Raw genomic sequence first — 21,446 nt, 5'->3', positions numbered from 1 at the left:
CCCCCCCTTGGCTCGCCGTAAAAGGCGAAAAGCAAACTCGACAAAAGCACCTTGCAGAGAACGATCACCCTTGTGCAGCCAGCGCAGAGCTACATAAAGCCCGCGCCAGTCGCAACGACAAACCCCAACCGACCACAGGGTTTGGCAAGCCGCCCGATAAAACGGATAATGTCGGGTTTTCACTGGGCACCTGCCGGATACACCACTCCATGAAGAACCTGATCAGCCAACTGCTTGCCGACGCTGTAGACCGCCTCAAGGCCGACGGCGTGCTGCCGACCGACCTTTCGCCCTCGATTCAGGTCGAAAATGCCCGCGACAAGGCCCACGGCGACTTCGCCAGCAACCTGGCGATGATGCTGGCCAAGCCGGCCGGCATGAAGCCGCGCGATCTGGCCGAGAAGCTGATCGCTGCGCTGCCTGCCCACCAGGCGGTTGCGTCGGTCAACATCGCCGGCCCCGGCTTTATCAACTTCTTCCAGGATGCCGGCTGGCTGGCTGCCCAGCTGGAGGCTGCACTGGCCGATCCGCAACTGGGCGTGCGCTCCGACATCGCCGCCCAGCGTGTGGTGGTCGATTACTCCTCGCCAAACCTCGCCAAGGAAATGCACGTCGGCCACCTGCGCTCCTCCATCATTGGCGACGCCGTGGCGCGGGTGCTTGAAGCCCTCGGCCACACCGTCATCCGCCAGAATCACGTGGGCGACTGGGGCACCCAGTTCGGCATGCTGCTGGCCTATATGGAAGAGCACAGCGTCGACGCCGAAGCCGAGCTGGGCGATCTGGAGAACTTCTACCGCCAGGCCAAGAAACGTTTCGACGAGAGCGAAGACTTCGCCAACCGCGCCCGTCAGCGCGTGGTTGACCTGCAGGCCGGCGAGCCGAGCTGCCTGGCCCTCTGGGAGCGCTTCAACAGCATCTCCCTCGGCCACTGCCAGGCCGTCTACGATCGTCTCGGCGTCAGCCTGAGCCCCGCCGATGTGCGCGGCGAGAGCGCCTACAACGCCGACCTGCCGGGTATCGTTGCCGACCTGCGCAGCGCTGGCCTGCTGACTGAAAGCGAAGGCGCCCAGTGCGTCTTCCTTGAGCAGTTCAAAAATGCCGAAGGCAACCCGCTACCGGTTATCGTGCAGAAGGCCGGCGGCGGCTATCTGTACGCCACCACGGATCTGGCTGCCATGCGCTACCGCCATGCCGAGCTGCACGCCAATCGCGTGCTGTACTTTGTTGACCAGCGTCAGGCGCTGCACTTCCAGCAGGTGTTTGCGGTTGCCCGCAAGGCCGGCTTTGTCTCTGCCGACATGCAACTGGAGCACATGGGCTTTGGCACCATGAATGGCGCCGATGGCAAGCCCTTCAAGACCCGCGACGGCGGCACCGTGAAGCTTGCCGACCTGCTGGACGAAGCCGAACAGCGCGCGCTGCGCCTGGTCGAGGAGAAAAACCCCGAGCTGCCCGCCGACGAGCTGCGCGGCATTGGCGCAGCAGTGGGCATCGGCGCAGTCAAATACGCCGACCTGTCCAAGCACCGCAGCAGCGACTACAGCTTCAACTTCGACCTGATGCTGAGCTTCGAGGGCAACACCGCGCCCTACATGATGTACGCCTACACCCGCGTCGCCAGCGTATTCCGCAAGCTGGAGCGCAGCATGGCGCAACTTGACGACCTGGCACCGCTGGCGCTGGTCGAGCCGGCCGAAAGCGAACTGGGCGCGCACCTGGCACAGTTCAACGCCACGCTGAATTACGTTGCCCGCGAGGGCACCCCGCACGTACTCTGCACCTATCTGTACGAGCTGGCCGGTCGTTTCTCCAGCTTTTATGAGCAGTGCCCGATCCTGGCTGCCGACAGCAAGGCCCAGCGCGACAGCCGTCTGCGCCTGGCAGCACTGACCGGCCGTACCCTCAAGCAGGGCCTGAACCTGCTGGGCATCACCACTCTGGAGCGTATGTAAGGGCATGGCAAAAGGACGCAAAGCCCCACGCCGCGGTGCCAGCCGCGCGCAATCTGCGCCAAAGCGCAAAGGCATTCCCGGCTGGCTCTGGCTGGTCAGCGGCCTGATCATCGGCCTGTTCGTTGCGTTTTTGCTGCAACTGGAACCGGGCCGCGACAGCGTCCGACGCAGCCCCGAGCCGCCCAAACCGGCCAACACGCCAGCGCAGCCCCAGGCCGATCCGAAGCCGCGCTATGACTTTTACACCCTGCTGCCCGAATCCGAAGTGGTGGTGCCCCAGCAGGCCGTACCCGAGACACCGACCACGACAACGGAAGAGAGCAAGCCGGCATCCAGCGTGAACTATTACCTGCAGGCCGGTTCCTTCCGTCAGCGCGCCGATGCTGATCAGGTGCGCGCGCAAATTCTGTTGCTGGGCATGGACGTCAAGCTGGAGAACGCCACCATCAACGGCAACCAGTGGTATCGCGTTCAGGTCGGCCCATTCGACAGCCGCAGCAGTCTCGATCAGGCGCAGCGCACTCTCTCCGGTAACGGGTTCAACAACCTGCTGCCACAACAACGCTGACCGCCGCACGGCATGCCCTGGCACCCGGGGCATGCTGCCTTTGCTCCCCACCCGCTCTGCGCCTTGAATTTCTGATCAGCGCCCCCAGATCAGAAACTCGGCAGCGATCCTGCCGCCTTTTTTCCACAGCCAACCAGGAGTTGCGCGTGACTACAATCGTATCCGTACGCCGGCACGGCAAGGTCGTGATCGGTGGCGACGGCCAGGTTTCCCTCGGCAACACCGTGATGAAGGGCAATGCCCGCAAGGTACGCCGCCTCTACAAGGATCAGGTGATTGCCGGGTTCGCCGGCGGCACCGCCGACGCCTTTACCCTGTTTGAACGTTTTGAGGCCCAATTGGAAAAACACCAGGGCAATCTCGTCCGCGCCGCCGTCGAGCTGGCCAAGGACTGGCGCACCGACCGCGCCCTGCGCAAGCTGGAAGCCCTGCTTGCCGTCGCCAACAAGGATGCCTCGCTGATCATCACCGGCAACGGCGATGTGATCGAACCCGAAGAGGGCCTGATCGCCATTGGTTCCGGTGGTCCTTACGCGCAATCCGCCGCGCGTGCCCTGCTGATGCACACCGAGCTGTCCGCTCGCGAGATCGTCGACACCAGCCTGAACATCGCCGGCGACATCTGCATCTATACCAACCGCAACCTGACCATCGAGGAGCTGGACGCCAATACCTGAGGCGTTCAGAGATACCCATGTCCATGACACCCCGTGAGATCGTGCACGAGCTGGACCGCCACATTATCGGTCAGCAGGATGCCAAGCGCGCCGTCGCCATCGCCCTGCGCAACCGCTGGCGCCGCCAGCAGCTGCCCGAGGCGCTGCGCAATGAAGTGACCCCCAAGAACATCCTGATGATCGGCCCGACCGGTGTCGGCAAGACCGAAATCGCCCGCCGCCTGGCCAAGCTGGCGCAGGCACCGTTCATCAAGGTCGAAGCCACCAAGTTCACCGAAGTCGGCTATGTCGGCCGCGACGTCGAATCCATCATCCGCGACCTGGTCGATGCCGCGATCAAGCTGCTGCGCGAGCAGGAAATGTCCAAGGTGCGCTACCGCGCCGAAGATGCGGCCGAAGAGCGCATCCTCGACGCCCTGCTGCCCGGCGCCCGCCCGGCTACCGGCGACCAGCCCGAGCGCACCGACAGCAGCACCCGTCAGCTGTTCCGCAAGCGCCTGCGCGAAGGCGAGCTGGATGACAAGGATATCGACATCGAGGTCTCCGACGCGCCGGCCGGCATCGAGATCATGACCCCGCCGGGCATGGAAGAGATGACCAGCCAGTTGCAGAACATGTTCTCCAACCTGGGCAAGGGCAAGAAGAAAACCCGCACCCTCAAGGTCCGCGATGCGCTCAAGCTGGTGCGCGATGAAGAGGCTGCGCGCCTGGTTAATGAAGACGACCTGAAGACCCGCGCGATCAGCGCCGTCGAGCAGAACGGCATCGTCTTCCTTGATGAAATCGACAAGGTCAGCAAACGGGCCGACAGCGGCGGCGGTGCCGACGTGTCCCGTGAAGGCGTACAGCGCGACCTGCTGCCGCTGATCGAGGGCTGCACGGTCAACACCAAGTTCGGCATGGTCAAGACCGACCACATCCTGTTCATTGCCTCCGGCGCCTTCCACCTGACCAAACCGTCGGACCTGATACCCGAGCTGCAAGGCCGCCTGCCGATTCGCGTCGAACTGCAATCACTGACCCCGAGCGACTTCGAGCGCATCCTGACCGAACCGGATGCCTCGCTGACCGAACAGTACCGTGCGCTGATGGCCACCGAAGAGCTGAATATCGAGTTTGCTCCCGACGCCATCAGCCGGCTGGCCGAGATCGCCTGGCAGGTCAACGAGAAGACCGAAAACATCGGTGCCCGTCGTCTGCACACCGTGCTCGAACGCCTGCTGGAAGAAATCTCCTTCAGCGCTGGCGACCTCGCTGCCAAGCACGAAACGCAGCCGCTGCTGATTGATGCCGAGTATGTCAACAGCCACCTGGGCGAGCTGGCGGTCAACGAAGACCTGTCACGCTATATTCTTTAACCCAAGCCGCAAGCTTCAAGCGGCAAGCGAACAGCAGATCGTGCGCGCCATGCGATCTGCTAGAAGCTTGAAGCTCAGGACTCTGCCATGCCCGCACCTATCCCGACCCGCATCAAGTTGCACAAGGCCTCGCGCACGCTGGAGTTGGGTTATGCCGACGGCAGCACCTATCAGTTGCCGGCCGAATACCTGCGCGTGTTGTCTCCCTCGGCCGAGGTGCGCGGGCATGGCAAGCCGGTGTTGCAAACCGGCAAGCTGAACGTGGGCCTGAGCGGGATAGAAACCGCCGGGCGCTACGCGATCAAGCTGGTTTTCGACGACGGCCACGACAGTGGCCTGTACACCTGGGACTACCTCTACCAACTGGCAACCGAACAAACGCAACGCTGGGACACCTATCTGGAGCAGTTGCACCAGGCCGGTGCATCACGAGACCCGGATGTCAGCACTATTCGCTTCACGCCCTGATTTTCCAAGCCCCTACACCGCTTTGCCATAAACATCTGATTTAGTGACCGTTGGCTAAAAAGGCGTTAACAGCGCCGAAACTGCGTGCTAACTTGTCTCAAGAATGCGACACCGGGAAGCTGGTTCGAATCTTGCTGGAATGCATTCATAGCGGCTTCCCTGCCTCAGATTGGAGCGTTGAAAATGGGTAACAAATCCAATAACGAAGACTTGGGCCACAAGGCCAGTGAACACATTCTCGGCCCCAACCCGGTCGTCGGCGTGCCTGCGCGCGACCTCATCAGCACCGCCCGCATGGTGATGCGCCAAACCATCAAGCAACCGGTCCACAGCATGCGTCACCTGGGCCGCCTCGGCATGGCGGTGACCGACGTGATGCTCGGCCGCTCCGAACTGGGCCCCAGCGCTGACGACAAGCGCTTCGTCGACCCGACCTGGAGCCAGAACCCGCTTTACCGCCGCTACATGCAGACCTACCTGGCCTGGCGCAAGGAACTGAACAGCTGGATCACCAGCTCGGACCTGCCGGCACAGGACGTCAGCCGCGCCCAGTTTGTCATCGCGCTGATGACCGAGGCCATGTCCCCCACCAACACCGCCCTCAACCCGGCCGCGCTCAAGCGCTTTTTCGAAACCGGCGGCAAGAGCCTGATGGACGGACTCACCCACCTGGCCAAGGACATTGCCCACAACGGCGGCATGCCCAGCCAGGTCAACATGAATGCCTTTGAAGTCGGCGGCAACCTCGCCACCACCAAGGGCTCGGTGATCTTCCGCAACGAGGTGCTGGAGCTGATCCAGTACAAGCCGCTGACCGAAGAAGTGTTCGAGCGCCCGGTGCTGGTCGTACCGCCGCAGATCAACAAGTTTTACGTGTTTGACCTGTCGCCCGAGAAGAGTCTGGCGCGCTATCTGGTCAACAGCCACATGCAGACCTTTGTGGTCAGCTGGCGCAACCCGACCAAGAGCCACCGCGAGTGGGGCCTGAGCACCTACATCGAAGCGCTCAAGGAAGCCATCGATGTCGTTCTCGAGGTCACCGGCAGCAAGGATCTGAGCATGCTCGGGGCCTGCTCCGGCGGCATCACCACGGTCTCGCTGCTGGGCCACTACGCTGCGCTGAAAGAGAAGAAAGTGCACTCCTTCACCCTATTGGTCAGCGTGCTGGATACCGAGCTGAAGACCCAGGTGGCACTATTTGCCGACGAGCGCTCGATCGAGGCTGCGCGGCGTATGTCGTACCAGAGCGGTGTGCTGGAAGGCCGTGACATGGCGCGTATCTTCGCCTGGATGCGGCCCAATGACCTGATCTGGAACTACTGGGTCAACAATTACCTGCTCGGCAACGAGCCGCCGGTCTTCGACATCCTGTTCTGGAACAACGACACCACCCGCCTGCCAGCGGCCCTGCACGGCGAATTCCTGGAACTGTTCAAGAACAACCCGCTCACCCGTCCCGGCGCGCTGGAAGTCTGCGGCACGCCGATCGACCTCAAGCAGGTCAAGGCCGACTACTTTGTCATCGCCGGCCTGAACGACCACATCACCCCCTGGGAGGCCTGCTACAGCTCGGCCCAGTTGCTCGGCGGCAAGTGCGAGTTCGTGCTGTCCTCCAGCGGTCACATCCAGAGTATTCTGAACCCGCCGGGCAACCCCAAGGCGCGTTTTTTCACCAGCGGCGAGATGACCGGCGACGCCAAGCACTGGCTGGAAACCGCCACCAAGCAATCCGACTCCTGGTGGCAATACTGGCGTGACTGGCTGCATGCCCGCGGCGGCAAGCGCAAGGCGGCACCGACCGTGCTGGGCAATGACAACCATCCAGCGCTGGAACCGGCGCCGGGTACCTACGTTCACGAGCGCTGATCCGCACCCAATAGAGAGCCGCCCATGCCGCAGTCCTTTGTCTTTCGCACCATCGAGCTGGACGGCCAGTACCTGCGTACGGCCGTGCGCCCGGGCAACAGCGCCCTGCCGCCGTTGCTGGTCTTCAACGGTATCGGCGCCAACCTGGAGCTGGTGTTTCCCTTTGTCGAGGCACTGGACCCGGACCTGGAAGTCATTGCCTTCGACGTGCCCGGTGTAGGCGGCTCGTCCACCCCGGCCACACCGTTTCGCTTTCCAGGCCTGGCCAAGCTGGCGGCGCGCATGCTGGACTATCTCGACTACTCCCAGGTCAACGTCATCGGCGTGTCCTGGGGCGGCGCGCTGGCGCAGCAGTTTGCCTACAGCCACCCGGAGCGCTGCAAGAAGCTGATTCTGGCAGCCACCTCGGCCGGTGCCGTCATGGTGCCCGGACGGCCCTCGGTGCTGCTGAAGATGGCCAGCCCCAGACGTTATATTCAGCCCTCGCACGGCGTGAACATCGCGCCGGACATCTACGGCGGCGCTTTCCGCCGCGACCCGCATCTGGCCGAAAAACACGCGGCCAAGGTGCGCTCCTCCGGCAAGCTCGGCTACTACTGGCAGCTGTTTGCCGGTCTGGGCTGGACCAGCGTGCACTGGCTGCACAAGATCCGTCAGCCGACACTGATTCTGGCCGGCGATGACGATCCGATCATCCCGCTGGTCAATATGAAGCTGCTGGCATGGCGTATTCCCAATTCAGAACTGCACGTCATCGACGACGGTCACCTGTTTCTGGTGACCCGCGCGCAAAGCGTCGCGCCGTTGATCATGGGATTTCTGGCCGAAGAAAGGCAGCCGGCAGTCATCCGCCACACCGCCACCATGAGGGCACCTCGCGCGTGATCCGGTCGGTGCCAACTGGCCGAGCGAGACCTCGGCCACAACACCCGGCTGCCAGCCCTTGCCGACCGGCTCGCTTGCGTTAGACTGCCAGCGTTTCTTTCTCTTCGGCTCAGGACAGCTGAATGCCAGACACCCCCCAAGGACGACTGCACACGACCGCTATCCCGGGGGATATTTCCGCCACCTTGCTTGCTCTGTTGCGCAGCCTGCTGACGCAACCCTGTCACCACGCCGGCTACCTGCGCCGGGCCTTGGGCCAGCTGGTGCTCGCGCTGCAAGGCAAGAGCGACCTCGGCGCGCTGGACGACGACCCACGCTTTGCCCACCCCGGCTGGCAGCAGCCAGCGGCGCAGCGCCTTCTGCAAGTCTGGCAGGCGTGGCAGCAACCACTGACGGACTGGCTCACGGGCCTGAACCTGGCAGACCATGAGCGCGCCCAATTGCGCTGGCTACTAGATCAGTTGGCCGCTGCCGCGGCCCCCAGCAACAGCCTGCTGAACCCGGCCATTCTGGCCGAAGCGCGCGCCAGCAATGGACAGAGCCTGTGCCGAGGGGCCCACCACCTGTGGCAGGACATGCTCAGCGGGCGCCCCTTCGCGCAGCCCAACCTCGATACGCAGTACCGTCTCGGCACAGACCTGGCCTGCACGCCTGGGCAGGTCATTGCGCGCCACGCCGAGTTCGAGCTGATTTGCTACACCCCGCAACAAGCGCAGGTGCATGAGCGCCCGCTGCTGCTGGTGCCGCCGCCGATCAACCGCTTTTACCTGCTTGACCTCAGCCCCGGCAACAGCCTGGTCGAACACGCGCTGGAGCAAGGGCTGCAGGTCTACCTGATCAGCTGGCGCAATCCCAACCCCAGCCATTGCAACTGGGGGCTGGGTCGCTACGTCAGCGCCTGCCAACGCGCCCTGAATGAAACCCGGCTGCACAGCGGCAGTGCTCAGGCAACCCTGACCGGCATCTGTAGCGGCGGCCTGATTGCCGCCCTGCTCTGTGCCTGGCAACAGGCCGCCGGCTACGCCCAGCAACTCAGCGCCCTGAGCCTGCTGGTCACCCCGCTCGACACCCGACTGGACACCGACCTGGTGCGCCTGAACGGCCCGGCGGCGCGACAGCGCCTGCGCCGCCAGGCCTGGCAACAAGGCTACCTGGACGAACGCACCAGCGGCGCGGCCTTCGGCTGGATGCGCCCGGAACAACTGGTGTGGACACCCGCCGTTACCCGCTACGGACTTGGCCGTGAGCTACCCTGCAACCCGGTGGTCTACTGGGGGCACGACCATACCCGACTGCCCGCACAACTGGTCGACGACCTGCTGGATTTGTTCGACCGCGACCCGCTGGGACTGCCGGGCAGCCTGCAACTCAACGGCGAGGCCATCGACCTGCAAGCCATCGGCCTGCCCAGCTGGCATCTGGCCGCCCGCCGCGACCATATCGTGCCCTGGCAGAACGCCTATCCCGGCTCCCGGATGGGGGGCGAAAAGCACTTCACCCTGTGTCACAGTGGGCACATCCAAGGCCTGCTTTGTCCGCCGGGACACCCGCGTGCGCACTATCACAGCGGCTCAGCCAGCAGCAGCAATGCCGACAGTTGGCTGGCCTCGGCTGAGGTAAAGCAGGGCAGCTGGTGGCCGCGCTGGAGCGACTGGCTCAAGCAGTACAGCGGCCCGCTGGTTGAGGCCCGACAGCCAACCGACGGCGGTCACGGCCCGGCCCCCGGCCGCTACGTTCAACAGCATTGAGGAGCATGATGAAAACCCGCGATCGAATCCTGCTGTGCACACTCGAGCTGTTCAACGAGCACGGCGAGTCCAACGTCACCACCCTGGATATCGCCAACGAGCTGGATATCAGCCCCGGCAACCTCTACTACCACTTCAAGGGCAAGGAGGCGTTGCTCGACGCCTTGGTCGACGACTTTTTGCTCAGCACCCGCGGCTTGCTGCTGACAGATGACAGCGTCGATGAGGTAGCACCGGAGGATCTATGGCTATTGCTGCATCTGCTGTTCGAGGCCATCGCCACCCACCGCTTTCTGTTTCAGGACCTGTCCAATCTGATGAGCCGCTATCCACCGCTGCGCCAGCAGATGCAGCCCTGGGTCAACGCGCTGCGCCTGCGCCTGGAGCAGGTGCTGCAGGCCCTGCACGGCAGCGGTCACCTGCACGCCGACACCGCCGAGCGCACTCGCCTGCTGGACGCCCTGTGCCAAACCTGCCTGTTCTGGCTGGACTACCAGCGGATCTGCCACCCCCACGATCTTGACCCGGCCAGTGGCGTGCAGCAGATGCTTGGTCTACTGCAGCCGTGGCTGGACACCGAGGGCCAGGAGTGGGTTCAGGGATTGATAGCGCGCTACGGCTGAGCGTTCAGCGGCAAACGCCGGCTGGTGCCCACGCTCGGTGAGGGGCCAATAAAAAACCCCGCGCTGCCGAAGCAGGGCGGGGTTCTGGTGCTGCAAGGTAACTCAGGACTCGGCGGGCTTATCTGCTGCCGGTGCACTGGCCGGAGCCGGTGCCGAAGCCGCGGGTGTCGACGCCGGAGCCTTCACCGCCGGTGTTGCCTTGGGCTTGGCCGGTGCTTTCGGCTTAGCCGCCGCGCGCGGTTTGGTCGCAGGCTTGGGCTTGGCTGCCGTCGACGCCTTGGCCGCTGCCGGCTTACTGGCAGTGGTCTTGGCGGCGGGCTTGGCGGCCGGCTTGGCGGCCGGTTTCGCAGCAGGCTTAGCCGCCGGTTTGCTGGCCGGTTTGGCCGCCGCCGCACTGGCTGCAGGCTTGGCTGCGGCCGGCTTACGCGTGGCGCGCGGCTTGGCAGCCGGTTTACTGGCTGCCGGGCTCGCCTTGGCAGCTACCTTGGGTGCAGCGGTCTTGCCGCTGGCCAGGCCTTCAATCAGCTTGGTCAGCTCGTCAACCTTGGCGTTCAACGCCTTGACTTCAGCCTGCGAGGGAACTCCAAGGCGGGAGACAGCACTGTTGAGACGCTTGTCGAACGCATCTTCCAGCTCGTTCCACTTGCCGGTCAGCTTGCCCTTGGCCTTGTCGGCCTCGGTCTTCGCTTTTTCCAGCGGGTTCTTGCCGGACTTGGCCTTACCTTTAAGGGTGTCGACCTGCTTGTCGATCTCGGCCTTGGCTTTCTTCTCGGCCGCCTCACCATCCTTGATCAGGTTTTCGAAGAGCTTGACGCCCTCCTTCCCGACCTTGGCGTAGGCGCCCAGACCTGCCAGCCAGATCTGACGCGAATAGTTTTCGATATCAGCGACCCAACCCGGATCCTTGTCCTTCTTCTTACCCGCCATGGAGCAACTCCTCTGTGACCTTACTTGCTTTGCAGTGACTTGAGTGCAGCACTCAGATCATCCAGCTTAGCAGACAGCTGATCAATATCCTTCTTGCTCGGAATACCCATCCGACCCAGGGTAGAAGCAACGCGCTCGTCGAATACTTCTTCTACCTTGCTGAAACGGCCGCCGGTTTTCTCGTGCACTTTTTCCTTGAAGGATTCGATGCGGCTGTTGGCAGCTTCAACCTGGCTGGCAACCAGCTCTTTACCCTGCTTCTCGACTTCTTCGCCTTCGCTGACCAGCGACTTGAAGTAATCAGCGCCTTCCTTGCCGGCTTTGGCATAGGCACCCAGGCCTGCCAGCCAGATTTGATGGGCGTATTTCTTCACGTCGGTAGCAAAACCAGCTGCGTTGTCTTCGATTTTCTTCGCGGTGTTCTTGGCCATGTTCGTCACTCCGGTATCAGTAGATTGAGGTACTGCAATGGACCGGTTGTCGATCCTTGCATCTAAAGCTACGCGGCAAAATTAGAAAACACATACTAACTGGCAAAAAACCGCAAAACCGACTCAGGCCAGGTACTTGTCCAGCGCTTTCTGTACTTCGCTCTTAACCATGCCCGCCATGGGCGTGAGCATCATGCCCAGCTTAACCTGCACCCGCACATCGGCGTCAGTCACGGTGATGCAGCCATCCGCGCCGCTACGTTTGAAGTGCAGTTGGTCGCCTTCCCAGCTGCACTTGGCGTCCAGCTTCTGCGCCAGCTTGTCGGCCAACTTCTGAGCGCGCTCCTTGGCCTGTTCCTTACCAAGAGCGTGTTCACGGGTGATATCTACGGTGGCCATCGGCTCATCCTCAGGGTGGTGTCAAAGCACGCCAGCATGCCGCAATCGGCGCAACACGTCACCACCTGCAACCCGGCTGAGCAGACTGTGGCATTTGTGCAGCGCTTATGCCGGCAAAAAATGGTTAGAATGGGCTCGAATTTGCCAGCGCAGAGCCAAGCCATGAGCGATCAGCACGAGCACGAAAAAACCACCCACTTCGGCTACCAGACCGTCGCCGAGTCCGAGAAGGCCCAACGCGTCGCGGAAGTCTTCCACTCGGTCGCAGCCAAGTACGACATCATGAATGACCTGATGTCAGGCGGTATTCACCGCATCTGGAAACGCTTCACCATCGAGCTGTCCGGTGTGCGCACCGGCAACCGGGTGCTGGACATCGCCGGCGGTACCGGTGACCTGACCCGCCGCTTCGCCAAGCGCGTGGGCCCGACGGGCGAGGTGGTACTGGCCGACATCAACGCCTCCATGCTCAAGGTTGGCCGTGACCGCCTGCTGGACTTGGGTGTGGCCGGCAACGTGCGTTTTGTCCAGGCCGACGCCGAGGCGCTGCCCTTCCCCGACAACCACTTCGACTGCATCACCATCGCCTTTGGCCTGCGCAACGTGACCCACAAGGATGCCGCCATCGCCTCGATGCTGCGCGTGCTCAAGCCGGGCGGCCGTCTGCTGGTGCTGGAGTTCTCCAAGCCCAAGAGCGACCTGTTGTCCAAGGTCTACGACCAGTACAGCTTCAAGTTCCTGCCGCTGATGGGCAAGCTGGTAGCCGACGACGCCGACAGCTACCGCTATCTGGCCGAGTCCATCCGCATGCACCCGGACCAGGAGACCCTCAAGGCGATGATGGAAGAAGTCGGCTTTGCCCGGGTGACCTACCACAACATGACCGGCGGCATCGTCGCCCTGCACCGGGGCATCAAACCCTGATGCTCTCTGGCGCACTGCTCAGAACCGCCGAGCGCAGCATCGCTGCAGCGCTGGCTCGCGACTCGGTCACCGCCCGGCGTATCGACGCGCTGGCTGGCAAGCGCATTCTGATCAACAGTCACTCTCCCGACTGGCAGCTATGGCTGACGCCCGCGCCCGGCACCATCCACCTGGATACAACCAGCGACGCACCAGCCGACGTTGAACTGCACGCCCCCGCCGGCCTGCTCGCCCGGCTGCTGGTCAGCAGCGACCGCAAGGCCGTATTGCAGGACCCGGAGGTCGAGCTGCTAGGCGACAGTCAGGTGCTGATCGCCCTGCAGAATGCGCTGGCCGACCTGCAACTCGATGGCGAGGCCGAGCTGGCGCGCTGGCTCGGCCCGGTGGCCGGTCACGCTATCGGCAGTGCTCTGCGCCGCAGCCACCAGTGGGGCCGTGACAGCCGCGCCAGCCTGCGCCAGACGCTGGCCGAATACCTGACCGAAGAAAGCCGCCAACTGGTCGGCCAGGCTGAAGCCGGCGCCCGCGCCGAACAACTGCATGACCTGCGCCTGCAACTCGACCGCCTGGAAGCGCGCGTCGCCCTGCTCTCTCCCACCGATCCGGACTCGCCCGACGCATGAGACTCACCGCCTTCGTGCGCCTGCTGCGCATCCTGCACATCTTTACCCGTTATCGCCTGGACCAGATTCTGCTGGACCTGCCGCTGCCGCTGCTGGGCCGCCTGCTGCTGCAACTGGGCCCATGGCGCCTGCGCCCGGCGCCGAAAGACCTGAGCCGCGGCGCGCGCCTGCGCAAGGCCTGTGAAGATCTGGGCCCGGTGTTTATCAAGTTTGGTCAGATTCTCTCCACCCGCCGCGACCTGATGCCCGACGACATCGCGCTGGAGCTGGCCCGCCTGCAGGACAAGGTGCCGCCCTTCCCGGGGCCAAGGGCCCGCGCGCGTATCGAGGAGCAGCTCGGCGAGCGCATCGAGGATGTATTTGCCAGCTTCAGCGACGAGCCGCTGGCCTCCGCCTCGGTCGCCCAGGTGCACGCCGCCCGCCTGAAAGACGGCAGCGAGGTGGTGGTCAAGGTGGTGCGCCCCGGCATCGGCGAAACCATCGATCAGGACATCCAGTGGCTGTTCGTCGCCGCCCGCCTGCTGGAGCGCGTCTCGACTGAGGGCCGCCGCCTGCGCCCGGTCGAGGTGGTCGAGGACTACGAAAGCACCATCTTCGACGAGCTGGACCTGTACCGCGAAGCCGCCAACGCCTCCCAGCTGCGCCGCAACTTTGAAGACTCGGAGCTGCTCTACATTCCCAAGATCTACTGGGACTGGTGCCGTCACAAGGTACTGGTGATGGAGCGTATCGAGGGCATCCCGGTGACCGACCTGCCGGCTCTGGCCGACCAGCGCACCGATATGAAAAAACTCGCCGAGCGCGGCGTGGAGATCTTCTTCACCCAGGTGTTCCGCGACAGCTTCTTCCACGCCGATATGCACCCGGGCAATATCTTCATCTCACGCAAGCATCCCTGGGAACCGCAGTACATCGCCATCGACTTTGGTATCGTCGGCAGCCTGACGCCCGAGGACCAGAGCTACCTGGCACGCAACCTGATGGCCTTCTTCAAGCGCGACTACCGCCGTGTTGCCCAACTACATATCGATTCGGGCTGGGTGCCGGCCGACACCCGCGTGAACGAATTTGAAGCGGCAATCCGCAGCGTCTGCGAGCCGATCTTCGAGCGCCCGCTGAAAGACATCTCCTTCGGCCAGTTGCTGCTGCGCCTGTTCCAGACCGCCCGCCGCTTCAACATGGAAGTCCAGCCGCAGCTGGTGCTGCTGCAAAAGACCCTGCTGAACATCGAAGGGCTGGGCCGCCAACTGTACCCGGATCTGGACCTGTGGAGCACCGGCCAGCCCTATCTGGAGCGCTGGATGCGCGAGCGCATGCTGCCGCAGAATCAGGTCAAACACTGGCAGCAGCATCTCGAGCGCGTGCCGGCGCTGATCGACAGCGCCCACCGCGCCCTAGACAACCTAGCCGATGCACCGCTGCGCGAGCAAGCACCGCAACGCCCGCGCTGGCCACTGCAACTGGCCGGTATCGCGCTGGTAGTGTTTGGCGCCAGCGCACTGGGCGGCGACGATCCGCAGCTCTGGCTGCACGCAGCGCCCACCCAGTGGGCGCTGATCGCCCTGGGCGGCTGGCTGATTCTGCGCCGCAGATAGTCAGCCGGGCGCATAACTGGCACACTTGCACCACTGAACGAATGACGACCCGCCATGACTGATTCAACCGCCGCCAATGACTGGCTCGACAGCATCAACTGGGATGCCGACGGCCTGGTTCCTGCCATCGCCCAGGATGTACACACCCAGCGCATTCTGATGATGGCCTGGATGAACCGTGAAGCCCTGCAGCTAACCGTACAGGAAGGCCGCGGCATCTACTGGTCGCGCTCGCGCCAGCGCCTGTGGCGCAAGGGCGAGGAGTCGGGCAACGTGCAACAGCTGCACGAACTGCGGCTGGACTGCGACGCCGACGTCGTCATCCTGCAGGTTGAACAGATCGGTGGCATTGCCTGCCACACCGGCCGGCAGAGCTGTTTCTACCGGGTTCTGAAAGATGGCCAGTGGCAGACCGTCGACGCCGTCATCAAGGACCCCAAAGAGTTATACGAGCACCCAAAACATGTCTGACACCCTGAGCCAACTGGCCGCCGTACTGGAGCAACGCAAGCAGGCGTCTGCCGACACCTCCTACGTTGCCAGCCTGCACGCCAAGGGCCTGAACAAGATTCTCGAAAAGGTCGGTGAAGAGTGCACAGAGACACTGCTAGCCGCCAAGGACTGTCAGCACAGCGAGGACAAATCGGACCTGGTATACGAGACCGCTGACCTGTGGTTCCACTCACTGGTCATGCTTAGCCATCTCGGCCTGGGCCCCGACGACATCCTGAACGAATTGGCACGCCGCTTCGACCTGTCCGGTCTTGAAGAAAAGGCGTCCCGCAGCAAATAAACTGGGCAATAGGCCCTGGAGGCAAAAATGGGTTTTGGTGGCATTAGTCTGTGGCAACTGCTGATCGTACTGGTCATCGTGGTACTGCTGTTCGGCACCAAGCGGTTGAAAAACATCGGCGGTGATCTGGGCGGCGCAATCAAGGGCTTTCGCAAGGCAATGAACGACGAGGAAAAACCCTCGGTCGAGAACAAGCCGGGCGAGACGCTGGATGCCAAGGCCGAAGAGCACAAGCAGGACTCCCAGTCCAAGCCGTAATCTGCCAGGTCCCGCCCCATGTTCGACATCGGCTTTATGGAAATGCTGGTGGTGGCGATCATCGCCCTGCTGGTTCTAGGCCCGGAGCGTTTGCCCGGCGCCATCCGCACCGTCAGCCTGACCATTGGCCGCATCAAGCGCGGCTTCTCGGACGTGCGCTCGCAGGTTGAGCGCGAACTGGGCGCCGACGAGATCCGCCAGCAGTTGAACAACGAGCGCATCCTCGCCGAACTGGAAAAGCAAGGGCTGCACGCCGGCAGCCCGAGCAACCAGACCAACGCCCGACCGGGCGGTAACCAGAGCGTCACACAGCCGACGCACACTGGCGCGACCGCAGAGCAACCCCGTGCCGAGTCCGCCAATGAGCAGCAAGACACCCGCCATGAGCAACCCTGATCTGCCGCCCGTCAAGAGCGGCGGCGACATGCCGCTGGTCGCCCACCTGACCGAGCTGCGCTCGCGCCTGCTGCGCATTGTGCTGATCTGGCTGGTGATCTTTGCCGGCCTGTTCTACTTTGCCAACGACATCTACGCGTTCATTTCCGAGCCGCTGCGCGCACTGCTGCCCGAAGGCACCAGCATGATCGCCACCGATGTCGCCTCGCCGTTCCTGACCCCCTTCAAGCTCACGCTGATCAGCGCCCTGTTTATCGCCATGCCCTTTGTGCTGCACCAGGTCTGGGGCTTTATCGCACCCGGGCTGTACAAGCACGAGAAGCGTCTGGCAGTGCCGCTGCTGGCCTCCAGCATCCTGCTGTTCTACGGCGGTATGGCCTTTGCCTACTTTGTGGTCTTTCCACTGGTATTTGGCTTTTTCACCAGCGCAGCGCCGGATGGCGTGGCGGTGATGACCGACATCAACAGCTACCTAGACTTTGTCCTCACTCTGTTCATGGCCTTTGGTCTGTCCTTCGAAATTCCAGTGGCCACCGTGCTACTGGTACTGGTCGGTATCGTCGATGTGCAGAGCCTGAGCAAAGCGCGCCCCTACGTGGTGGTCGGCTGCTTTACCGTCGGTATGGTCCTGACCCCACCGGACGTGATCTCCCAAACCCTGCTCGCACTGCCCATGTGGCTGCTGTATGAAGTCGGCATCCTGTTCAGTCGACTGGTTCGCCCGCGCACACCGGAAGAGCAGCAGGATAGCCCGCAGGCATGAACCTGCTGCTACTCGAAGACAGCGACTTCACCGATCCGCAGCATGTACGCCTGACTGGCCGCAGGCTGGCGCACATGCAGGACATCCAGCAGGTCAGTGCCGGCGACACCCTCCGCGTTGGCCGCATCAACGGCCTGATGGGCAGTGGCACCGTGCTGGAGCTGGACTCGCGCAGTGCCCTGCTGCGCATCGAGCTGAGCGAAGCGCCCCCGGCCAAACTGCCCCTCACCCTGCTGCTGGCCATGCCCAGACCCAAGATGTTCCGCCGCATCCTGCAGCACTGCGCCACCCTGGGCGTACCCGAGATCATCGTGCTCAACAGCGTCCGGGTAGAAAAGAGCTTCTGGCAGACGCCCTTTCTGCAGCCCGAGGTGATGCGCGAGAACCTGCTGTTGGGCCTGGAGCAGGCCCGCGACACCGTGCTGCCGACTGTGCGGATCGAAAAGCGCTTCAAGCCCTTTGTCGAAGATCAGCTGCCCGCCATCATCAACGGCCAGCTGGCACTGGTTGCCCACCCCGGCGACTACCCCGCCTGCCCACGCGGTATCGACCAGCCGCTGACCCTGGCCATCGGCCCGGAGGGCGGCTGGATTCCCTATGAGGTCGACAAACTGGTCGAGGCCGGCATGCAGCCTGTGCAGCTCGGCGAGCGCATCCTGCGCGTGGAAACCGCCGTCACGGCGCTGCTGGCCCGGTTGTTCTGAAGCAGCCCACTGAACCGGCGCCGCGCCACCCGGTCTGAATCAGCATGCATACCACCACAGACATTCCCGACCTGCTGGCCGGCCCGCTGGTTCGCCGCGTCGAACCCGAGCGCGTCTTGCTCTGGCTGGTCGCCAGCCGGCCACTGCAACAGTTGCGTGCCAGCCTGCAGCCCGTTGGCCAAGCCGCCCAGCAGCTGAGCCTGGGCGACGTACGGGTTATCCCCATCGGTCAACACGCCTACGCCCATCTGCTGACCATTACCCCAACCAGCCCGCTGCCCCAGGATCAGGTCATTCACTACGACCTGCAGTGGGACAGCGAGCAAGGCAACGGGCTACGCAGCACCGCCGCGCATCTGTGTCATGGTGACGAGCTGCCCTCGCTGACGATTGCCAGCGACAACCGCCGCCTGCTGCACGGCTCCTGCCGCAAGCCGCACTTTGCCGGCGAGGATGCACTGGTACGCACCGACAGCTGGCTCGCCGAACGCCGTAACCAGCCAGAGCAGCGCCCTGCCTGGCTGCTGATGACCGGCGACCAGGTGTATGTGGACGACGTCAGTGGCCCGCTGCTGGTCGCTGTGCACCAGCTGATTGCCCGACTCGGGCTATTCGACGAAGCCCTGGAAGGCGCCACCGTCGCCGACAGTCAGGCCCTCTATCAGTCCGAAGACACCTACTACCGCCGCGAGCAATTGCTGCCCGATGTGCCCTCGAATATGGCCGTGCGTGACCGCTTCTTTGGCGGCGTGCGCAAGCCGGTGTTTACCTCGGCCAACGCCCACAACCACCTGATCAGCCTGGCCGAGATGCTGGCCATGTACCTGCTGGTGTGGTCGCCGGTTCCCTGGCGCCTGATTCAGCCGGCGATGCCGGACGGGCTCAGTGACGAAGAGCGCCAGCGTTACCAGAGCGAACAGCAGCAGATTGACGCCTTTGTCGACGGCCTGCCGCAGGTCGCCCGCCTGCTCGCCCATCAGCCCAGTCTGATGATCTTTGACGACCACGACGTCACCGACGACTGGAACCTCACCGCCGACTGGGAGCGCACCGCCTACGGCCACCCCTTCTCCCGGCAGATCATCGGCAACGCGGTGCTGGCGTACCTGCTGTGTCAGGGCTGGGGCAACGACCCGGAGGCCGTGGCAGAACCGCTGAATGCGCTGACCCAACTGCTGGAGAATGCAAAGCGCAGCGGCAGTCTGGATGTCAGCGAGCAGGACGCCTGCATCGACGCCGTGCTGCGCTTTCACGGCTGGGAGTACCAGATTGCCGGCACGCCCAGCCTGGTCGTGCTGGATACCCGCACCCGCCGCTGGCGCAGCGAGCGCAGTCCGTTCCGCCCCTCCGGCCTGATGGACTGGGAGGCGCTGACCGAGCTGCAGCAGCGCCTGCTGGACCAGACCGCGGTGGTCATCGTCTCGCCCGCACCGATGTTCGGGGTCAAACTCATTGAAGGCATCCAGAAGCTGTTCTCCCTCGCCGGCCACCCGCTGGTAGTCGACGCCGAAAACTGGATGGCCCACCGCGGCGCTGCCAAGGTGCTGCTGAACATCTTTCGCCATGGCCGCACCCCCGGCAACTACGTCATCCTCTCGGGCGACGTGCACTACTCCTTCGTCTACGACATCGCCATCCGTCACCGCGAGCACGGCCCCCAACTTTGGCAGATCACCAGCAGCGGCCTGAAAAATGCCTTCCCGCCACGCCTGCTGGACTGGTTTGACCGGCTTAATCGCTGGCTTTACGCCCCGGCCTCGCCGCTGAACTGGTTGACCAAACGCCGGCGTATGCGCGTCAGCCCGCGCGACCCAGATCGCGCCAGCGCCGGCGAGCGTCTGTGGAACGGCAGCGGTATCGGTCTGGTCGAGCTGGATGAACAGGGCCGTCCGCACAGCGTGCGGCAGCTGGATGCGCGCGGCTTCGATGTCGACTTCCCGCCCCGCGACACCTCTGATCCGGCAAGTTGACATCAAGCACTCACAGCCCACCCCGTGCTTGCTATGATCAACAGCGTTACCCGAGGAGACCCGCCAATGCGCCCCTACCCGCTTATCCTTGCTGGCCTGCTGACCGGCTGCGCCAGCGTCAGCAACGACACACGGCTCGATGATGCGCTGAACGAACAGTTCGGCTCCGAGCTGCCCCGGTACCAGAGCGCCCAGTACGACCTCAACGGGGACGGCGTCAACGACGCCCTGATCTACGCCCAAGGCCCCGACTGGTGTGGTAGCGCCGGCTGCACCCTGTTTGTGCTGCAAGGCAGCGAAGACGGCTTCGCCCTGCGTTCCAAAACCACCATCGTGCAGCTTCCCCTGCGGGTGTCCGCGCACAGCACTGATGGCTGGCGAGATCTGATAGTACATGCCAGAGGCGCAGGCGACGTCGTCTTGCGCGCCACCGACAGCGGCTACCCGCTGAACCCGTCCATGCAGCGCCCGGCCACGGCAGCAGAGCTGCAAGGCAGCGAGATACTGCTCGAGTACCCAGAGGATCCGTAACGCCGTTGGCATGCATCAAAGCGGTTAGCTTTGCTCGCAGAGCTACATCCGGGACGAAGGATTTTCGCCCAGAGAAGCCCTCCGGACTTTTCTCGTTGAAGTAGTGGTCGAGGTTTTCCGCTGACACTGGCGCCAGCTGGCTGCCAGCGTCCAGAAAGGCTTGCTGCGCGGCTTCCGCGGGCCACTAACCAGTTGGGTTCAATTCACTGATCTTGCACTTGGAGTTTGAGGCGGCCGAATTACCGGCTATGTGCAGTAATCGACCTTATAACCTTCCCCTAGCTCTTCCTGCATTTTTCTGGCCAACTGTTGCCCTTCAGCTATATGCCGAACCTCCATCTCAGGCGAGCCAAATCCTGAGTCAGGTGGATAGTGACTGTTAAACGCCGCCTGATACTCACTGTCCCATGCAGTAATTTCGGCCTTCAGCCCTTGAGAAAGCGGCAAGTCGTCAACATCAATGTGCCCCATAGCATCCGGCTCCGCACAGAATACCGGCCCAGCCAAATATTCATTCGCTAGTCTCAATTTGATCACGGCAATGATTTCCAAGTACTGACCGGATTCGCTCGTACTATGAAACCGTTTGAGCCAACCCCAATTGCAATATTTTGCTCAAGACCATTATGCGTAATGCGACAAACACTGGCTGAGCCATTGGTGCCAACAATTTTCCCACGCTCAAGAGCACTCATTACAACTGACGGAATTTCATCACGTGATATTCCCTTGTTGGCGAAATCGACTTCGCGTCGCTTGTAGATATGTTGAAGTCCAGCAGCATCGCTGTCAATTTCAAGCCATACGGTCCGACAATCTGGCAACTTACGAATATCGACAACGCTTTCAGGAGTGATCTTGGTAGTCGCAGGCAAACCAGAGATTAACTCGTCTCTCGTCAGAAGAGTCGAATTTGGAATTCCTCCCCCCAACGTCAAATTAGCCCGTTGGATATCCTCCTGCAACTTCGCAGAAGCGGCATTT

General features: G+C 63.0%; 24 protein-coding genes and 1 pseudogene. 20 read left to right on the top strand and 5 right to left on the bottom strand.

Annotated features, from left to right (window positions below; all coding sequences use genetic code 11):
- Positions 1–209: 209 nt before the first annotated feature.
- The 9 genes from argS (at position 210) to ASB58_RS18565 (ending at position 10,148) form a co-directional block, all read left to right on the top strand.
- Positions 210–1,955, top strand: a complete 1,746-nt coding sequence (argS, locus tag ASB58_RS18605) for an arginine--tRNA ligase (protein WP_118131933.1) — start codon at positions 210–212, stop codon at positions 1,953–1,955.
- Between the two features lie 4 nt (positions 1,956–1,959).
- Positions 1,960–2,523 (top strand): SPOR domain-containing protein, encoded by a 564-nt coding sequence (locus tag ASB58_RS18600; protein ID WP_118131932.1) that lies wholly within the window; start codon positions 1,960–1,962, stop codon positions 2,521–2,523.
- 146 nt (positions 2,524–2,669) lie between these two features.
- Positions 2,670–3,200, top strand: coding sequence for an ATP-dependent protease subunit HslV (hslV, locus tag ASB58_RS18595; RefSeq protein ID WP_083724867.1), 531 nt, complete (start codon positions 2,670–2,672; stop codon positions 3,198–3,200).
- A 17-nt stretch (positions 3,201–3,217) separates the two neighbouring features.
- Positions 3,218–4,558, top strand: coding sequence for an ATP-dependent protease ATPase subunit HslU (gene hslU / locus ASB58_RS18590; RefSeq protein WP_118131931.1), 1,341 nt, complete (start codon positions 3,218–3,220; stop codon positions 4,556–4,558).
- An 87-nt stretch (positions 4,559–4,645) separates the two neighbouring features.
- A complete protein-coding gene (locus ASB58_RS18585) occupies positions 4,646–5,026 on the top strand; it encodes a gamma-butyrobetaine hydroxylase family protein (RefSeq protein WP_118131930.1) in 381 nt (126 codons plus the stop codon).
- Positions 5,027–5,209: 183 nt separating this feature from the next.
- A complete protein-coding gene (gene phaC / locus ASB58_RS18580) occupies positions 5,210–6,892 on the top strand; it encodes a class II poly(R)-hydroxyalkanoic acid synthase (protein WP_118131929.1) in 1,683 nt (560 codons plus the stop codon).
- 24 nt (positions 6,893–6,916) lie between these two features.
- A complete protein-coding gene (phaZ, locus tag ASB58_RS18575) occupies positions 6,917–7,777 on the top strand; it encodes a poly(3-hydroxyalkanoate) depolymerase (protein WP_096005760.1) in 861 nt (286 codons plus the stop codon).
- Between the two features lie 122 nt (positions 7,778–7,899).
- Entirely contained in the window at positions 7,900–9,525 is a 1,626-nt protein-coding gene (locus tag ASB58_RS18570) for a PHA/PHB synthase family protein (RefSeq protein WP_118131928.1), read from the top strand.
- An 8-nt stretch (positions 9,526–9,533) separates the two neighbouring features.
- Entirely contained in the window at positions 9,534–10,148 is a 615-nt protein-coding gene (locus ASB58_RS18565; RefSeq protein WP_181977979.1) for a TetR/AcrR family transcriptional regulator, read from the top strand.
- A 102-nt stretch (positions 10,149–10,250) separates the two neighbouring features.
- Here the strand turns inward: ASB58_RS18565 and ASB58_RS18560 are convergent, their stop codons facing one another.
- From ASB58_RS18560 to ASB58_RS18550, 3 genes are all read right to left on the bottom strand, one after another.
- Positions 10,251–11,075, bottom strand: a complete 825-nt coding sequence (locus tag ASB58_RS18560) for a phasin family protein (protein WP_118131926.1) — start codon at positions 11,073–11,075, stop codon at positions 10,251–10,253.
- 20 nt (positions 11,076–11,095) lie between these two features.
- Positions 11,096–11,506 (bottom strand): phasin family protein, encoded by a 411-nt coding sequence (locus ASB58_RS18555; protein WP_083724883.1) that lies wholly within the window; start codon positions 11,504–11,506, stop codon positions 11,096–11,098.
- Positions 11,507–11,629: 123 nt separating this feature from the next.
- Positions 11,630–11,905, bottom strand: coding sequence for a polyhydroxyalkanoic acid system family protein (locus tag ASB58_RS18550; RefSeq protein ID WP_096005764.1), 276 nt, complete (start codon positions 11,903–11,905; stop codon positions 11,630–11,632).
- A gap of 162 nt (positions 11,906–12,067) precedes the next feature.
- On the opposite strand from ASB58_RS18550, the gene ubiE reads away from it, so the two are divergent.
- The 11 genes from ubiE (at position 12,068) to ASB58_RS18495 (ending at position 20,462) form a co-directional block, all read left to right on the top strand.
- Complete coding sequence (gene ubiE, locus ASB58_RS18545) at positions 12,068–12,829, top strand: bifunctional demethylmenaquinone methyltransferase/2-methoxy-6-polyprenyl-1,4-benzoquinol methylase UbiE (RefSeq protein WP_118131925.1); 762 nt, start codon at positions 12,068–12,070, stop codon at positions 12,827–12,829.
- Positions 12,829–13,452 (top strand): ubiquinone biosynthesis accessory factor UbiJ, encoded by a 624-nt coding sequence (locus ASB58_RS18540; RefSeq protein ID WP_118131924.1) that lies wholly within the window; start codon positions 12,829–12,831, stop codon positions 13,450–13,452. Before ubiE ends, ASB58_RS18540 begins: the two co-directional genes overlap by 1 nt.
- Positions 13,449–15,047: a ubiquinone biosynthesis regulatory protein kinase UbiB gene (gene ubiB, locus ASB58_RS18535; RefSeq protein ID WP_118131923.1), complete on the top strand. Its 1,599-nt coding sequence runs from the start codon at positions 13,449–13,451 to the stop codon at positions 15,045–15,047. The genes ASB58_RS18540 and ubiB overlap by 4 nt, the downstream gene beginning before the upstream one ends.
- 54 nt (positions 15,048–15,101) lie before the next feature.
- Complete coding sequence (hisI, locus tag ASB58_RS18530; protein ID WP_083724894.1) at positions 15,102–15,518, top strand: phosphoribosyl-AMP cyclohydrolase; 417 nt, start codon at positions 15,102–15,104, stop codon at positions 15,516–15,518.
- Positions 15,511–15,840: a phosphoribosyl-ATP diphosphatase gene (locus tag ASB58_RS18525; RefSeq protein WP_118131922.1), complete on the top strand. Its 330-nt coding sequence runs from the start codon at positions 15,511–15,513 to the stop codon at positions 15,838–15,840. Before hisI ends, ASB58_RS18525 begins: the two co-directional genes overlap by 8 nt.
- 27 nt (positions 15,841–15,867) lie before the next feature.
- Complete coding sequence (gene tatA / locus ASB58_RS18520; protein ID WP_083724898.1) at positions 15,868–16,098, top strand: Sec-independent protein translocase subunit TatA; 231 nt, start codon at positions 15,868–15,870, stop codon at positions 16,096–16,098.
- Positions 16,099–16,116: 18 nt separating this feature from the next.
- On the top strand, positions 16,117–16,494 hold the full coding sequence (gene tatB, locus ASB58_RS18515) for a Sec-independent protein translocase protein TatB (RefSeq protein WP_083724900.1): 378 nt from the start codon (positions 16,117–16,119) through the stop codon (positions 16,492–16,494).
- A complete protein-coding gene (gene tatC, locus ASB58_RS18510) occupies positions 16,481–17,257 on the top strand; it encodes a twin-arginine translocase subunit TatC (RefSeq protein ID WP_202974659.1) in 777 nt (258 codons plus the stop codon). Before tatB ends, tatC begins: the two co-directional genes overlap by 14 nt.
- Complete coding sequence (locus ASB58_RS18505) at positions 17,254–17,961, top strand: 16S rRNA (uracil(1498)-N(3))-methyltransferase (RefSeq protein WP_118131921.1); 708 nt, start codon at positions 17,254–17,256, stop codon at positions 17,959–17,961. The genes tatC and ASB58_RS18505 overlap by 4 nt, the downstream gene beginning before the upstream one ends.
- A gap of 44 nt (positions 17,962–18,005) precedes the next feature.
- Positions 18,006–19,931 carry a metallophosphoesterase family protein gene (locus ASB58_RS18500; protein WP_118131920.1) on the top strand — a complete coding sequence of 642 codons (1,926 nt, stop codon included), beginning with the start codon at positions 18,006–18,008 and terminating at the stop codon, positions 19,929–19,931.
- Positions 19,932–19,997: 66 nt separating this feature from the next.
- Positions 19,998–20,462, top strand: coding sequence for a COG3650 family protein (locus ASB58_RS18495; RefSeq protein ID WP_118131919.1), 465 nt, complete (start codon positions 19,998–20,000; stop codon positions 20,460–20,462).
- A 246-nt stretch (positions 20,463–20,708) separates the two neighbouring features.
- Here the strand turns inward: ASB58_RS18495 and ASB58_RS18490 are convergent, their stop codons facing one another.
- Together ASB58_RS18490 and ASB58_RS19970 are read right to left on the bottom strand one after the other, a co-directional pair.
- Entirely contained in the window at positions 20,709–21,014 is a 306-nt protein-coding gene (locus tag ASB58_RS18490) for an immunity protein CdiI family protein (protein ID WP_147336855.1), read from the bottom strand.
- A pseudogene (locus ASB58_RS19970) lies at positions 20,996–21,446 on the bottom strand (hypothetical protein); the annotation flags it as partial. The gene ASB58_RS18490 and the pseudogene ASB58_RS19970, both read right to left, overlap by 19 nt.

The organism is Pseudomonas abyssi (genome assembly GCF_003444685.1).
GTDB lineage: Bacteria > Pseudomonadota > Gammaproteobacteria > Pseudomonadales > Pseudomonadaceae > Halopseudomonas > Halopseudomonas abyssi.
Note: the sequence above shows the minus strand (reverse complement) of the source record. Positions and strands in the feature narration are given on the sequence as shown.

Coding starts and splice junctions, on each gene's coding strand:
- ASB58_RS18540 (WP_118131924.1), top strand. CDS start 12,829: ATGCTCTCTGGCGCACTGCTCAGAACCGCCGAGCGCAGCATCGCTGCA.
- ASB58_RS18585 (WP_118131930.1), top strand. CDS start 4,646: ATGCCCGCACCTATCCCGACCCGCATCAAGTTGCACAAGGCCTCGCGC.
- ASB58_RS18570 (WP_118131928.1), top strand. CDS start 7,900: ATGCCAGACACCCCCCAAGGACGACTGCACACGACCGCTATCCCGGGG.
- ASB58_RS18495 (WP_118131919.1), top strand. CDS start 19,998: ATGCGCCCCTACCCGCTTATCCTTGCTGGCCTGCTGACCGGCTGCGCC.
- ubiE (WP_118131925.1), top strand. CDS start 12,068: ATGAGCGATCAGCACGAGCACGAAAAAACCACCCACTTCGGCTACCAG.
- phaC (WP_118131929.1), top strand. CDS start 5,210: ATGGGTAACAAATCCAATAACGAAGACTTGGGCCACAAGGCCAGTGAA.
- hslU (WP_118131931.1), top strand. CDS start 3,218: ATGTCCATGACACCCCGTGAGATCGTGCACGAGCTGGACCGCCACATT.
- hisI (WP_083724894.1), top strand. CDS start 15,102: ATGACTGATTCAACCGCCGCCAATGACTGGCTCGACAGCATCAACTGG.
- tatA (WP_083724898.1), top strand. CDS start 15,868: ATGGGTTTTGGTGGCATTAGTCTGTGGCAACTGCTGATCGTACTGGTC.
- phaZ (WP_096005760.1), top strand. CDS start 6,917: ATGCCGCAGTCCTTTGTCTTTCGCACCATCGAGCTGGACGGCCAGTAC.
- ASB58_RS18555 (WP_083724883.1), bottom strand. CDS start 11,506: ATGGCCAAGAACACCGCGAAGAAAATCGAAGACAACGCAGCTGGTTTT.
- tatB (WP_083724900.1), top strand. CDS start 16,117: ATGTTCGACATCGGCTTTATGGAAATGCTGGTGGTGGCGATCATCGCC.
- ASB58_RS18560 (WP_118131926.1), bottom strand. CDS start 11,075: ATGGCGGGTAAGAAGAAGGACAAGGATCCGGGTTGGGTCGCTGATATC.
- tatC (WP_202974659.1), top strand. CDS start 16,481: ATGAGCAACCCTGATCTGCCGCCCGTCAAGAGCGGCGGCGACATGCCG.
- ASB58_RS18505 (WP_118131921.1), top strand. CDS start 17,254: ATGAACCTGCTGCTACTCGAAGACAGCGACTTCACCGATCCGCAGCAT.
- ASB58_RS18600 (WP_118131932.1), top strand. CDS start 1,960: ATGGCAAAAGGACGCAAAGCCCCACGCCGCGGTGCCAGCCGCGCGCAA.
- ASB58_RS18550 (WP_096005764.1), bottom strand. CDS start 11,905: ATGGCCACCGTAGATATCACCCGTGAACACGCTCTTGGTAAGGAACAG.
- argS (WP_118131933.1), top strand. CDS start 210: ATGAAGAACCTGATCAGCCAACTGCTTGCCGACGCTGTAGACCGCCTC.
- ASB58_RS18500 (WP_118131920.1), top strand. CDS start 18,006: ATGCATACCACCACAGACATTCCCGACCTGCTGGCCGGCCCGCTGGTT.
- ASB58_RS18525 (WP_118131922.1), top strand. CDS start 15,511: ATGTCTGACACCCTGAGCCAACTGGCCGCCGTACTGGAGCAACGCAAG.
- ubiB (WP_118131923.1), top strand. CDS start 13,449: ATGAGACTCACCGCCTTCGTGCGCCTGCTGCGCATCCTGCACATCTTT.
- ASB58_RS18565 (WP_181977979.1), top strand. CDS start 9,534: ATGAAAACCCGCGATCGAATCCTGCTGTGCACACTCGAGCTGTTCAAC.